The sequence below is a fragment of the Asticcacaulis sp. AND118 genome (assembly GCF_020535245.1).
Taxonomy (GTDB): Bacteria; Pseudomonadota; Alphaproteobacteria; order Caulobacterales; family Caulobacteraceae; genus Asticcacaulis.
In genome coordinates, this window is sequence record NZ_CP084910.1 from 2,658,750 (window position 1) to 2,671,890 (window position 13,141).

At 61.5% G+C, this 13,141-nt stretch carries 11 protein-coding genes and 1 tRNA gene; 7 read left to right on the forward strand and 5 right to left on the reverse strand.

Annotation, left to right across the window (positions count from 1 at the left end):
- Positions 1–143: 143 nt before the first annotated feature.
- Positions 144–473, forward strand: coding sequence for a hypothetical protein (locus LH365_RS12715; protein ID WP_226744004.1), 330 nt, complete (start codon positions 144–146; stop codon positions 471–473).
- Positions 474–762: 289 nt separating this feature from the next.
- Here LH365_RS12715 and LH365_RS12720 read toward each other — a convergent pair whose 3' ends face one another.
- Positions 763–2,001: an integrase arm-type DNA-binding domain-containing protein gene (locus LH365_RS12720; RefSeq protein WP_226744005.1), complete on the reverse strand. Its 1,239-nt coding sequence runs from the start codon at positions 1,999–2,001 to the stop codon at positions 763–765.
- Between the two features lie 172 nt (positions 2,002–2,173).
- A tRNA-Leu gene (locus LH365_RS12725) sits at positions 2,174–2,260 on the reverse strand.
- A 230-nt stretch (positions 2,261–2,490) separates the two neighbouring features.
- Here LH365_RS12725 and LH365_RS12730 point away from each other — a divergent pair.
- A complete protein-coding gene (locus tag LH365_RS12730) occupies positions 2,491–3,456 on the forward strand; it encodes a complex I NDUFA9 subunit family protein (protein WP_226744006.1) in 966 nt (321 codons plus the stop codon).
- 195 nt (positions 3,457–3,651) lie between these two features.
- On the opposite strand, the gene LH365_RS12735 is transcribed toward LH365_RS12730, so the two are convergent.
- Both LH365_RS12735 and LH365_RS12740 read right to left on the reverse strand, forming a co-directional pair.
- Positions 3,652–4,449: an undecaprenyl-diphosphate phosphatase gene (locus LH365_RS12735; protein WP_226744007.1), complete on the reverse strand. Its 798-nt coding sequence runs from the start codon at positions 4,447–4,449 to the stop codon at positions 3,652–3,654.
- 79 nt (positions 4,450–4,528) lie between these two features.
- Positions 4,529–5,710, reverse strand: a complete 1,182-nt coding sequence (locus tag LH365_RS12740; protein ID WP_226744008.1) for a citrate/2-methylcitrate synthase — start codon at positions 5,708–5,710, stop codon at positions 4,529–4,531.
- 160 nt (positions 5,711–5,870) lie between these two features.
- Between LH365_RS12740 and LH365_RS12745 the strand changes: the two genes are divergently transcribed.
- The 5 genes from LH365_RS12745 (at position 5,871) to pgi (ending at position 11,407) form a co-directional block, all read left to right on the forward strand.
- On the forward strand, positions 5,871–6,836 hold the full coding sequence (locus LH365_RS12745) for a cation diffusion facilitator family transporter (protein ID WP_226744009.1): 966 nt from the start codon (positions 5,871–5,873) through the stop codon (positions 6,834–6,836).
- A 1-nt stretch (position 6,837) separates the two neighbouring features.
- A complete protein-coding gene (locus tag LH365_RS12750) occupies positions 6,838–7,530 on the forward strand; it encodes a glutathione S-transferase family protein (protein WP_226744010.1) in 693 nt (230 codons plus the stop codon).
- Between the two features lie 169 nt (positions 7,531–7,699).
- The gene (gene queG, locus LH365_RS12755; protein ID WP_226744011.1) at positions 7,700–8,821 is read left to right on the forward strand and encodes a tRNA epoxyqueuosine(34) reductase QueG; all 1,122 of its coding nucleotides are present in this window, start codon (positions 7,700–7,702) and stop codon (positions 8,819–8,821) included.
- Positions 8,811–9,797 (forward strand): glycosyltransferase family 2 protein, encoded by a 987-nt coding sequence (locus LH365_RS12760; protein WP_226744012.1) that lies wholly within the window; start codon positions 8,811–8,813, stop codon positions 9,795–9,797. Before queG ends, LH365_RS12760 begins: the two co-directional genes overlap by 11 nt.
- Entirely contained in the window at positions 9,794–11,407 is a 1,614-nt protein-coding gene (gene pgi / locus LH365_RS12765; RefSeq protein ID WP_226744013.1) for a glucose-6-phosphate isomerase, read from the forward strand. The genes LH365_RS12760 and pgi overlap by 4 nt, the downstream gene beginning before the upstream one ends.
- Positions 11,408–11,556: 149 nt before the next feature.
- On the opposite strand, the gene LH365_RS12770 is transcribed toward pgi, so the two are convergent.
- A complete protein-coding gene (locus LH365_RS12770; protein WP_226744014.1) occupies positions 11,557–12,990 on the reverse strand; it encodes an aldehyde dehydrogenase family protein in 1,434 nt (477 codons plus the stop codon).
- Positions 12,991–13,141 lie beyond the last annotated feature (151 nt).

The following is a 13,141-nucleotide window of genomic DNA, read 5'->3' on the forward strand; positions in this document are numbered from 1 at the left end:
GGCGATGCTATTTTTTAAAATCCATCCCGCGGGCGATGCTATTTTTTAAAATCCATCCGTTTCACCGGAGACCGTTTCATGCTCCGGTGTACCGCTCCTTCATGATGTGCTATCTTAACCGTATATCCAGAAGAGACTTTGCCATGACCAACATACCCGGGTTTACTCTACCGAGAATGCCAGAAATCCCGACTATTAAGTCCGCACCAGAGTACGCCTTCGACGCGCTCCGACTCGAGATGAAAGGTTTCCAATCGCGCTTAACGGATGAATTTGAGTTAGGCGCAGTAGCAAACGGGGCGGGACTTATAATTTATGTGTCGGGCGTCCGGCTGTCCGGTCATATGATAATTTTTGAAGGGGAAGACGCGAATGGGCATAAAGCCATTCTCATTCAACATTTTACCCAGGTAAACGTTCAAATGATCGCAGTACCCAAACAAAAAGACGAACCTCGCCGAATAGGATTCTAATTCGGAAACCGTCGAACATCTAAAACTACAGCTGTGTGAGTATTCAAACTTGGGGGGCAACTTGGAACCTTGTATACTTGAAATTCAAGTCATTTTCGGGAAAATTAAGACAACCGCGTTGTTAATAGAGATGCCTATCCACAGCGGCGAATGTTTGGGTAATGCTCCAGAACATAAGAGGACCGTAACCGAAACAACACAGTAATATTGTGGACCTTTTTGGGGGCTCCGCTGATAGCTCAGTTTCGCTTATGAATCTGAATTCAGATTGGTATTTCCTGAATTCGAGTCACCTAAGCGCGGTCGCAGAGGTCGTTTTCCCCACGTCGAACGTCAATTGACCTTGCCTCAGTTCATCGAGGTAATCCGACCACCATTGCGCCATTTTAACCCGCTCGTCCCAGTGCTTGCCGCGATGGTAGATTGCCCGCACGCTATCTCCTCCCTTGTGCGCCAGAGCCTTTTCTATGGCATCTGCCGACCACAGGCCCGACTCGTTGAGTAGCGTGCTGGCGGTGCTGCGAAAGCCGTGCGCCGTCATTTCGTCATTGGTATAGCCCATGCGGCGCAAACCCATGTTGATCGTGTTTTCCGACATGGGCTTGATGCTCGTAATAAGGGACGGGAATACGTACTTGGTACCGCCGTATGCTAAGGCTTTCGCCTGCCTCAGTATTTCCAAAGACTGGCGCGAAAGCGGGATGGCGTGCTCAGACCGCATCTTCATCCTTGATGCCGGGATAAGCCAGACACACCGGTCGAAGTCGATCTCCTTCCACTCGGCCAGACGAACCTCGCCAGGGCGGGCGAAGACGTGCGCGAGGAAGAGTGTGGCCAGTCTGGTCAACGCGCTGCCATCATAGGCGTCAATGGCGCGCAACAGCATGCCAACGGATTTGGGCTCGACCAGTGCGGCATGATGTTTGACCTTGCCAGAAATCAGCGCATCTCCTAGGCCAACGGCAGGATTCGTCTTCGCCCGGCTCGTTATGATGGCATACCTGAACACACGGTCGGCAAAAGCTCGGGTGCGCTTTGACGTCTCATAATTGCCCCGCTTCTCGATGGCCTTCAAAGCCTCGAGAACCTCAAAGGGTTCAATGTCAGAGATCGGACGTCGGCCGATTGAGTTTTCCAGCTGTGAGCGGAACCAGCGCTGTTTAATCAGGGTGGCCGGGGAAAGCCCCTCCCTCTCCTTAAGCTCAATGAACTCTGCGGCTACGGCATCGAAAGTGCTGGCATGGGCGATCTTCGCCTGAACGATCTTGCGCTTTTTGTCCGCAGCCGGATCAATGCCTTCAGACAGCAGTCGCTTGGCATCGTCACGCTTAAAGCGGGCCTGTTTGAGCGTTACCTCAGGGTACTTTCCCAGCGACAGGATGTTTTCACGCCCAAAATGCCGGTAGCGCATCTGCCAGAGGCGATTTCCTGACGGTTGAACCGACAGATAAAGGCTGTTGCCGTCGGAAATTTTGTAAGCTTTTTCCTGCGGTTGCGCAGTACGCACCATCTTGTCTGTGAGGGCCATGTGGGTAACGGATTTTCAGAAAGTGTGGGTAAAAGGCCTATTACCCACTCGTTACCCACAAATGCGCCGGAAAACGCCGGACGCACGTGGAAGTTCGCGGATAATTAATCCGCTAAACTACCTTATTTTAAAGGATTTTTCAAATATTTCCGGACTTGTCCGGAAAGCTGATTGGTGCCCAAGAGAGGACTCGAACCTCCACGACCGTTAAGCCACTGGTACCTGAAACCAGCGCGTCTACCAATTCCGCCACCTGGGCACTTATAATCAGGCTGCGTTCCGATCTTGCGACCGGAGGCCGGTGAAATACAGAGAAGGCCGAGGCAGGTCAATGGCCTTTTTGAAAGTTTTTTACATTTCCACAGATGACTGAGGGGAAAATCCCGAACGCAAGGCCCGTCAGGGATTGCGACGCACAAGGCCATGCGCTAATTGGGGTTTATCAAAGGGCGTCGCGTCAAAGGCGTCCGCGCATCCGAGGTTTCCATCATGTCTAATCTGTCCTCCAGACTGGTCACCGTGTTCGGCGGTTCGGGCTTTGTCGGCAAGCACGTGGTGCGCGCCCTGGCTCAAAAGGGCTGGCGCGTGCGGGTCGCGGTGCGCAAGCCGACCTACGCCTACGATCTCAAGCCGCTGGGGACCGTGGGGCAGATTCAGGTCGTGCGCTGCGACGTGCGCAAGGAGGCCGATATTCAGGCGGCCCTGCACGGCGCGTCGGCCGTGGTCAATCTGGTCGGCATCCTCTATCAATCGCCGGGCGCGTCGTTCGACGCCCTGCACCGTGGCGCGTCCAAGGCTATTGCCGATGCCGCCGCCAAGCTGGGCATCAGCGACTTCGTGCAGATGTCGGCGCTGGGGGCCGACGCGAAATCGTCCTCCAAATACGCCTCGACCAAGGGCAAGGCCGAAGAGGTCGTGCGCGCCGCCATCCCGTCGGCAGTGGTTATCCGCCCGTCGGTCGTCTTCGGCCCGCAGGACGGGTTCTTCACCGGTCTGGCGCAGCAGATCAAGATGTTCCCGCTCATGCCGTCGATCGGCGGCGGCAAGACGAAGTTCCAGCCGGTATACGTCAGCGACGTGGCCGCCGCCGTGGCGACCACCCTGGCCAATCCGGCCTATGCGGGTCAGACCTTCGAACTGGGCGGGCCGGAAACCTTCACCTTCAACGATCTGATCAAATATGTGGGCGCGGAGATCCAAAGCCCGCGTCCGCTGGTGTGGATGCCTTTCGGCGTCGCCAGCCTGATCGGCCTTGTCGGCGACATCAGTGCGTTCCTGATCAAGCCGCTGCTGACCTCGGATCAGGTGCTGCTGCTGCAAAAGGACAATGTGGCGTCGGGCAAGCTGCCGGGCTTCCGCGAACTGGGCATCGTCCCGACCGCCGTGGAATCGGTGGTCCCGACCTATCTGTGGCGCTTCCGCAAAAACGGTCAGTTCGCCGAAGTCACCGGCTGAGCCTGACGACCATTGGATACGAAAAAGCCCTCCGGTCCGCCGGAGGGCTTTTTCGTATCATCCTCCCCTGTAGCGAAGCGTACGGGGGAGGTGGATTTTGGAGCGCAGCGACAAAAGACGGAGGGGCATTGCGTTGGTTTGCCCCCTCCACCACTTCGTGGTCCCCCTCCCCCGCTTGGCAGGGGAGGATGTTTTTTAAAACCCCAGCGACAGCAGGATCAGGCCGATGCCGCCCACCGCGATGCGCCAGAGGGCAAAGACGCCGTAACCGTTCCTGGCCACGAAGTTCAGCACCGCCTTGACCACCAAAAGCGCCGTGACGAAGGCCGCGATAAAGCCCACCGCGACCAGCCCCATATCGTTGAAATCCATCTGGTCGTAGGTCTTGTAAACGTCATAGCTGAAGGCCGCCATCATGGTCGGCATGGCGAGGAAGAACGAAAACTCCGCCGCCGCCTTCTTTTCGACCTTGAACAGCATGGCGCCGATCAGGGTCGAGCCCGAACGCGACATGCCGGGGATCATGGCCAGACACTGAAACAGGCCGATAGCCAGCGAGGTCTTGATATCGAGCTTCATGGCGTCGCCCTGGGTCGGCGTCGGCGCGTATTTGTCGACCAGCCACAGGATGATACCGCCGACGATCAGGCTGATGCAGATGATGCGCGGGCTTTCGAACAGCACGGTCTTGATGAAGTCGTGGGCCAGCACGCCGATGACCACCGCCGGGAAGAAGGCGATCAGGATAGAATAGGCAAACCCGCGCGATTCCGGCGAAGACGGCAGGGTCACCACCACGTTCCACAGCTTGTTGAAATAGAGGCTGAGCAAGGCCAGCACCGCGCCCAACTGGATCAGCACGGCGAAGGTGTTGCTGGGGGAATCGAAGCCGAGAAAATGCGACAGAAGCAGCAGGTGGCCGGTCGAAGACACAGGAATATATTCGGTCAGGCCTTCGACGAAGCCCAGAAACAAGGCGATCAAATAGTCCATAAAAATGGGTCCGGAAAAAAAGATGTGAGAATTTATATGCGCTGCACAATGCGCCGCGCGCCGTCCTGCGTCAAGACGATTACCCTAAAGGATGCGGCCCGATATAGCGCAGCCGCACATTGGGCGCGGCCCCGGTTTCGGTCTGTTCGATGGCGTGGGCCAGCCAGCCCGCCGACCGCCCCAGCCCCATCAGCGTAAAGGGCGCATCCTTGGGCAGGTCGAGGTGACGGCCGATCAGAGCCAGCGCCAGCGTGAAGCCCAGCGGCCGCCCGGTCAGGTCTTCGCCTACGGCGCGGATGGTCTTGAGGTCTTCGCCGATATGCGGGGCGGCGGTCATCAGGGCCTCGGCGCGCAGGGCGTCGCAGGGCGACTGCTGGGCCTCGAAGCCAGGCAGTTCGACGCCCTGACGCAGGAAGGTTTCGGCGACGAGCCGCGGATTGCCCTGACGGCGCACCTGAGTGACGTAGGCTTCGGCGCGCGACACCCGCCCGCCCATGGCCGGGCCGGTCAGGGTGGCGAAACCGGCCATCACCGGCGCGGCCAGCGGCCCCTGCGACACGGCGGCGGCGCGCGCGGCCAGAGTCGCGGCATCGAGCCCGTTATCGGCGGCCAGCACCAGCGCGCGGCGGATAAGGTCGACGTCGCGCCCGTCATTGACCTTCCACGCCCGGGCCAGACGCTGATGGAGATAGAGGCGCGGCCCGCCATTGGTCACCGCGTCGATCAGTTCGTTGACAATGCCCGCCGCCTCAAGCCGCAGATTGCGGTCGGCCGACAGCTCCGACAGGGCGTCTTCGTCCAGACGCCGCGACAGCATCCCCCACACGCGGGCGCGCGGCCCGCCGGTGAAGTTGACGTCCGGGCGTGGTTTAAGCGGCCCGAAGGGGTTGGCGGCCTCGTCCTTCCACAGCAGGGCCGCTACCGTCTCGAAATTCTCGGTCTCGCTGAGCGCCAGACTGTCGTGGGTGCGATAGAAGGGGCGGTTGTCGATGGCGATGAAGATATCGGAATCGATCGTCGCCTCGCCCCGCACGGCGGATTTACCGCTCAGGGCCGGCAAAACGACCGGCGCGTCCTCGGCGGGGCGCGGCCCGCGCTGGGTCAGGCGGTCGATATCGTCGAGGGCGTAGAGCGAGCGTCGCGGGTTAACCGGATCGGTGCGCGCGGCGATGCGCTGCCGGCTGACATAGGCGTAGAGGGTCTGCGGCTTGACATCCAGTCGCTGTAAGGCTTCGGCGCGGCTGATCCACTGACGCGACATGGGCAAACCCTCACATTCGGGGCTGACAATCAAGATTGATTGCCGCGGACTAAAACACAGACTTGGTTAAAATCCAACCCTGTTTAATAAGGGCTTAAAGTTTTTGTAGCGAGGTGGATTCAGGCGTATATCTACGCCGTTTTCCCGCTCGCGATCCCAAATGCCCCTGCCGTTTACGCGCCTTTCCAATCCGTTCAGCTTCCGTGGCCTCAGTCCGCAGGAAATGATCCTGCGCGTTTCGGCCCTGTCGGTCTTCGTCGCCCTGACCCTGATCGGCCTGAAATCGCTGGCCCTGGCCTCCTCCGGTTCGGTGGCGGTGCTGGCCTCGCTGACCGATTCCGGGCTCGACCTGCTGGCCTCACTGATCACCTTCTTCGCCGTGCGCTTCGCCCGTACCCCGCCGGACAAGGAACATCCTTTCGGCCACGGCAAGGCCGAAGCCTTTTCCGCCCTGTTTCAGGCGGCGCTGGTCTTCGCCTCGGCGGCGCTGATCCTGCGCGACGCCTGGGACCATCTGCGTGCGCCGGAACCGGTGACCGGCGGCGTGATTTCAGTGGCGGTGATGATCGTGTCGCTGATCCTGACCGGCCTGCTCATTCTGGCGCAGAACGCCGCGCTGAAAGCGTCGCAGTCCGTGGCCGTCTCGGCCGACCGCGCCCACTACCTGACCGACATCGCCGGTAACGGCATCGCCCTGATCGGCGTCGGTGCGGGCGCTATGGGCGTGCCGCATATCGACGCCATCGCCGGGGGCGTCATCGCCCTGTGGCTGCTGTGGGGCGCGCTGCACGTATTGAAGGACGCCGCCGACAGCCTGATGGACCGCGCCCTGTCGGATGAGGATCAGGCGCGCATTGTCGCCCTCGCTTCCGACGACCCGGAAGTGCTCAATGTCCACCGGTTACGCACACGTATTTCGGGCCCGCACATCCTCATACAGATGCACATGGCCCTGCCTGCCGGTCTGACCCTTGTCAGGGCCCATGAAATAATCGTAAGCGCTGAGAAACGCATATTGTCGGCGTTTCCCAATGCCGACATCCTGATCCATCCCGACCCGGACGGCGCGTCGGAGCCGCATGGCGGCGTGTTCGCCGAAGCGCACGACCGGGTGCATCAGATCTGACATGAACCCACCTCTGCGCACCCTTTACCATTTCGCTTTCGACCCGCATTCGCGGCTGGTCCGGCTGGGCCTAAGCGAAAAGAAGCTGGCCTTCGAAGAGGCCCCGGTCAAATACTGGGAGCCGACGGACGAATTCCTGCGGATGAACGTCTCCGGCCTCCTGCCCGTGCTGGTCGAAGCCTATGACCACGGCCGCAACGTCACCCTGTGCGAGAACCGGGCAATCCTCGAACACCTCGACGAAACCGCCCCCGACGTGCGGTTATGGCCGACCGATCCGCAGGAGCGCGGCGAGGCGCGGCGTCTGGTCGGCTGGTTCGAGCGCAAGTTCGACTATGAGGTCAACGCGCTGCTGCTGCACGAAAAGATGGAAAAGCGCCTGATGGGGATGGGGGCGCCCAACCTGTCGAGCCTGCGCGCCGGACGCGAGGCCCTGCGCGACCACCTGCTCTATTTCGAAAGCCTGCTTGAGGCGCGCAACTGGCTGTCCGGGCGGCATATGTCCTATGCCGATTTCGCCCTGGCCTCGCACCTCAGTGTGATCGACTATGTCGATGAAATGAACTGGGACAAGTACAAGCATCTCAAGACCTGGTACATGGTCATCAAGTCGCGCCCGGCCTTCCGGCCGCTGCTGGCCGATACCCTGCCCGGCGTCGCGCCGTCCGCGCATTACCGGGAACTGGATTTTTGATGACGTCCCAACCCAAAAGCCCCCTCTCCCCCAATTCTTTACTTTCGGAGGGAGAGGGCTGGGGTGAGGGGGGGCCGTCCGAGGACATGGGCTGGAAATGAGTTCGACACTTCCCCCTCCCCCTCACCCGGCCCTCAACGAGCCACCCTCTCCCTCAAGGGAGAGGGACTTGAAAACCGACATCACGCAGAAGGCCCTCGCACTCGGCTTCTCCACCGTCGGCTTCACCAACCTGCCCCAGACCTGGGACGCGGCTCAGCGCCTCAAGACCTTCGTCGCCGGTGGCTATCACGGCGCCATGACGTGGATGGAGGAGACGCTGGAGCGCCGCCTGCACCCGCAGAACATGTGGAGCGGCGCGAAAAGCGCCATCGTGCTCGGCTTCAACTACGGCCCGGACAGCGACCCCCTGCTGGGCCTCAGCGAGCGCGATCTGGCCAATATCAGCGTCTATGCGCGCGGCGACGACTATCACGACGTCATCAAGAAGAAGCTCAAACAACTGGCCACCGACATCGTCGCCGCCTATGGCTGCGAACTTAAGGTCTTTGTCGACACCGCCCCGCTGATGGAAAAGCCGCTGGCGCAACTGGCGGGGCTCGGCTGGCAGGGCAAGCACACCAACCTCGTCTCGCGTGAGTTCGGTTCCTGGCTGTTTCTGGGGAGCATCCTGACGGATATGGAACTGCCCGAAAGCCGCACCGAAAGCGACCATTGCGGATCGTGCCGCGCCTGCCTCGACGCCTGTCCGACCGACGCCTTCATCGGCCCGTATCAGCTCGACGCGCGCGAATGCCTGTCCTACCTGACCATCGAATATCGCGGCCACTGGCCAGAGCGCTTCCGCACGGCCATGGGCAACCGCATCTATGGCTGCGACGACTGTCTGGCGGCGTGTCCGTGGAACAAGTTTGCGGTGGAGGCGTCCGAGGCTAAATTAAAGGCGCGTGAGGGCTTCAATGCCCTGTCGCTGGTCGAACTGGCGCAACTGGATGACGCCCGTTTCCGCGCCCTGTTCACCAGGTCGCCGATCAAGCGCATCGGCGTGGCGACCTTTCTGCGCAATGTGCACTACGCCATAGGCAATAGCTTCGATGACCTTATCGATGCGGAAAAGATCGCCGTCCTGACGCGCAACCTTTCCCACGAAAGCCCGGTCGTGCGCGGTTCCGCCGTCTGGGCCCTGTCGCGCGGCCTGAGCGCCGAAGACTTCGTGGCCTTGCGCGCCGAACACCTGCCGCAGGAGAACGATCCGGACGTGTGGAGCGAATGGAGCCGGCATGTCGCCTAGGTTTTCGCTGATCGTCCTGTCCTATCAGAGCGGCGCCTATCTCGAACGCTGCATCGAGGCGCTAATTGATCAGAACACGGATGATTTTGAAATCCTGCTGGCCGACAACGCCTCGACCGACGGCACACCGCAGGCCGTGGCGGCGAAATTCCCGCAGGTGCGGCTGATCGAAAACGGCGGCAATCTCGGTTTCGCCGCCGGCAACAACGCCGCAGTCCGTCATGCGAAGGGCGACTGGCTGGGCTTTATCAATCCCGATGTCTTCGTCCACAGCCACTGGCTGAGTGAGATGACGAAAGCTATCGACGATTATCCGGGGACGCACATCTTCACCTCGCTGCAACTCGACCCGCAGGATCAGGATGTACTGGACGGGGCCGGCGACGGCATGACCTTCTTCGGCTTCCCCTTCCGCATGGGGTATCGCGCGCCCCGTCCGGCCCATATTCCGGTCAGCGAGGTCTTTTCACCCTGCGGCGCGGCCTTTGTCATCAAGCGCTCGCTGTTCGAGGGTCTGAACGGCTTTTACGAGCGCTTCTTCATGTATTGCGAGGACGCCGACCTCGGCTACCGCGCCCGGCTGAGGCGCGAACGCACCCTGCTGATCCCGCAAGCGCGCGTCGATCATATCGGCTCGGCGACGCTGGGCGCGCGCTCGGACTTCGCTCTCTTCCACGGCTATCGCAACCGGCTATGGATGTTCGTGAAGAACACGCCGACGCCCGTCCTCCTGCTGATGCTCGTCCCTCACCTCTTGTTTAGCTTGTCAGGCGCGCTGAAGGATGTATTGAAGGGGCGCGGCCCCGTTGTGTGGCGCGCCTTGAGGGAAGCCCTTTCCGGCTTGGGCGCGGTGATGCGGGAACGCCGCCAATTACAAAGTGCCCGTCTATTGCGTTCATTCGATTTATTATCTCAATTTAGCTGGGACCTGCGCCTGATCGCCCGGCGCGGCCTGGACCTGCGGAGCCCGAAATGAGCCTTTCCGAAGCCTTCACCACCCTCAAGACCCAGGCCGCCATCGACGCCAAAACCCCGATCGTGTCGCACTTCGAATATGAGGCCGACCGTCTGGGGGCGCAGTCGCTCACCGTGGCCGGCCTCTATATCGACGTCTCGAAACAATCGTGGTCGGACACCGGTTTTCAGGCGGCGCTCAAGCTGTTCGAGGCCGCCAACCTGCCCGCCGCGCGCGAAAAGATGTGGACCGGTCAGGCCATCAACGTCTCGGAAAACCGTGCCGTCCTGCACGTGGCGCTGCGCGACTCCGACGCCGAAAACCAGCGCCTGCGCGGCGCGGACATCACCTCGGACGTCAAGACCGCCCGCGACGCCATGAAGGCCTATGCCGACGGCATCCGCGCCGGTGAGATTGTTGGCGCAACCGGCAAACCGTTCAAGACCATCCTGCATATCGGCATCGGCGGCTCCGACCTAGGCCCGCGTTTGGTCTGGCAGGCCCTCGCCCCGTTAAAGCCGCAGATCGACATCCGCTTCGTCGCCAATGTCGACGGCTCGGAACTGGCCATCAACACCGCCGATCTCGACCCGGCCGAAACCCTGGTCATCGCGGTTTCCAAGACCTTTACCACGCAGGAAACCCTGGCCAACTTCCTCGCCGCGCGCGACTGGCTGATCAAGGGCCTCGGCGAAGAGGCCGCGTCTAAGCACCTCGCCGCCGTCTCCGCCGCGCCGGCCAAGACCTCGGCCTACGGCATCCCCGAAGACCGCGTGTTCGGCTTCAAGGACTGGGTCGGCGGTCGTTATTCTTTGTGGTCGGCGGTATCCCTGTCGGTCATCGTCGCCGCCGGTTACGACGTGTACGAACGTTTGCTGGCCGGCGCCTACGAAATGGACCAGCACTTCCTCACCGCGCCGTTCGAAAAGAACGCGCCGGTGCTGCTGGCCGCGGCTCAGGTGTTCAACCGCATCGGCCTCGACCGCCCGTCGCGCGCGGTTATTCCGTATGCGCACCGTCTGCGCCGCCTCGCCGCCTTCCTGCAACAGCTTGAGATGGAATCGAACGGCAAACGCACCGACGGCTATGGCAATCTGCTGCCCACCAAAACCTGCCCGGTCGTCTTCGGCGACGAAGGCACCAATGCCCAGCACGCCTTCTTCCAGATGCTGCACCAGTCGGAAGACATCGTGCCGCTGGAGCTGATCGCGGTGAAATCCAACCCCGAAGCGCCGCTCGACATGCAGCAGAAACTGCTGTCGAACGTCATCGCTCAGGGCGAGGCCTTCATGGTCGGCAAGAGCCTCGAAACCGCCGAGGCCGAATGCCGCGCCGCTGGCTTCGACGCCGAAAAGACCGCCATCATCGCCCCGCAAAAGGTCTGCCCCGGCAACAAGCCGTCGACTCTGGTGCTGATGGAGGCCCTGACGCCGGAAACGCTGGGCGCGCTGCTGGCGCTCTATGAACACAAGACCTTCGCCGAAGGGATCGTCATGGGGCTGAACAGCTTCGATCAGTGGGGCGTGGAACTGGGCAAGACGCTGGCCAATGCCGTGCTGGAAGACATCACAGGCAGCGCAATCAAAGCGCACGACCCGTCCACGACCGCAGCCATCGGGAAGGTGAAGTAAGACGCAGGGGCCCGGCCCCTGCACCGTTAGCTGGACCTTATCCCAAGAAAAAGCGCCCCTCGTTTCCGGGGGCGCTTTTCATGTTTCGGGGCGTGGGGCCAAAGACGCATCTTGGGACCCCACATCTCTAATCCCATCTAACTCAAAACTTAACCCGCGAAGGTATAGGCCGTCTTCACGATCGTGTAGAATTCCTTCGCATAGGCGCCCTGTTCGCGCGAGCCGTAGGACGACGCCTTACGCCCGCCGAACGGCACGTGATAGTCGACGCCGGCGGTCGGCAGGTTGACCATGACCATACCGGCCTGAGCCTTGCGCTTGAAGGTCTCGGCGGACTTCAGCGACGAGGTGCAGATACCAGCCGACAGGCCCATTTCGGTGTCGTTGGCGACCTTGATGGCTTCTTCCAGATCCTTGACGCGGATGACCGAGGCGACGGGCCCGAAGACCTCTTCCTTGTTGATAGCCATGTCCGGGGTCGTCTTGTCGATCAGGGTCGGGGCGTAATAGTAGCCCGGCGTGCCAAACGTCAGGTCCTCGCCACCGGCGACGATGACGCCGCCTTCGGACTTGGCCTTGGCGACCGCATCCTGAGCGATCTTGAGCTGTTCCTGCGACGCGATCGGGCCCATCTGGACGCCTTCGGCGCGGCTGTCGCCGACCTTGATGGCCTTGGCGGCCTTGGCCAGTTCGGCGACGAAGGTGTCGGCGATGCCTTCGGTGACGATGATGCGCGACGACGCCGTGCAGCGGTGGCCCGACGAGAAGAAGGACGAGTTCAGCACCGAGTTGACGGCGATGTTGAGATCGGCGTCGTCCAGAACGATGACGGGGTTCTTGCCGCCCATTTCGCACTGGATGCGCTTGCCCTTGGCCACGGCGGCGTCACGGACGCGCGTGCCGGTCGGGACCGAGCCGGTGAAGGTGATGGCGTCGCAGCCGTCGATCAGCAACGGCCCGGCGACCGAACCGCGGGCGAAGACGACGTTCAGCACGCCCTTGGGCAGGCCGGCGCGGGTCAGGATGTCGGCCAGCGCCCAGGCGCAGCCCGGCGTCAGTTCGGCGGGCTTGCACACCACTGTGTTGCCGAAGGCGATGGCCGGGGCCATCTTCCACGCCGGGATGGCGATGGGGAAGTTCCACGGGCAGATCAGACCGATGACGCCGACGGGCTCGCGGGTGATTTCGACCTTGATGCCCGGACGGACCGAGTCGAGCACTTCGCCGTGGGCGCGCAGGGCTTCGCCGGCGAAATATTTGAAGATGTGACCGGCGCGGGTGACTTCGCCGATGCCTTCCGGCAGGGTCTTGCCTTCTTCGCGCGACAGGAGCGCGCCCAGTTCGGCCTTGCGGGCCAGGATTTCGTTGCCGGCGGCGTCGAGGACGTCGAAGCGCTGCTGCGGCGTGGAGTACTGCCAGGTTTCGAACGCAGCGCGGGCGGCGTCGATGGCGGCCTTGACCTCAGGCTCACCGGCGGTCGAATAGACGCCAATGACGTCGTTGGTGTCCGACGGGTTGAGGTTGTTGAAGGTGGTGCCGGTGACGACCCATTCGCCGTTGATCAGATTACCGAAGGTGGTCAAGGTAGCTCTCCCTGAGAAATAAGGCGGTTGCCCGTGCGACGGAAATAGAACCGGACGGAGGTTGGCGCAAATGCCGAATCCGCATCGGTGGAATAATGTTAGCGCTCACACGCGGCTCTTATGCGCAAAAGCCACTACGGGCTCAAGCGAA

Excerpts from the sequence above, each read along its gene's own strand:
- LH365_RS12720 (WP_226744005.1), bottom strand. The coding sequence starts at position 2,001 with ATGGCCCTCACAGACAAGATGGTGCGTACTGCGCAACCGCAGGAAAAA.
- LH365_RS12750 (WP_226744010.1), top strand. The coding sequence starts at position 6,838 with ATGAACCCACCTCTGCGCACCCTTTACCATTTCGCTTTCGACCCGCAT.
- LH365_RS12760 (WP_226744012.1), top strand. The coding sequence starts at position 8,811 with ATGTCGCCTAGGTTTTCGCTGATCGTCCTGTCCTATCAGAGCGGCGCC.
- LH365_RS12745 (WP_226744009.1), top strand. The coding sequence starts at position 5,871 with ATGCCCCTGCCGTTTACGCGCCTTTCCAATCCGTTCAGCTTCCGTGGC.
- LH365_RS12715 (WP_226744004.1), top strand. The coding sequence starts at position 144 with ATGACCAACATACCCGGGTTTACTCTACCGAGAATGCCAGAAATCCCG.
- LH365_RS12740 (WP_226744008.1), bottom strand. The coding sequence starts at position 5,710 with ATGTCGCGTCAGTGGATCAGCCGCGCCGAAGCCTTACAGCGACTGGAT.
- pgi (WP_226744013.1), top strand. The coding sequence starts at position 9,794 with ATGAGCCTTTCCGAAGCCTTCACCACCCTCAAGACCCAGGCCGCCATC.
- LH365_RS12730 (WP_226744006.1), top strand. The coding sequence starts at position 2,491 with ATGTCTAATCTGTCCTCCAGACTGGTCACCGTGTTCGGCGGTTCGGGC.
- LH365_RS12735 (WP_226744007.1), bottom strand. The coding sequence starts at position 4,449 with ATGGACTATTTGATCGCCTTGTTTCTGGGCTTCGTCGAAGGCCTGACC.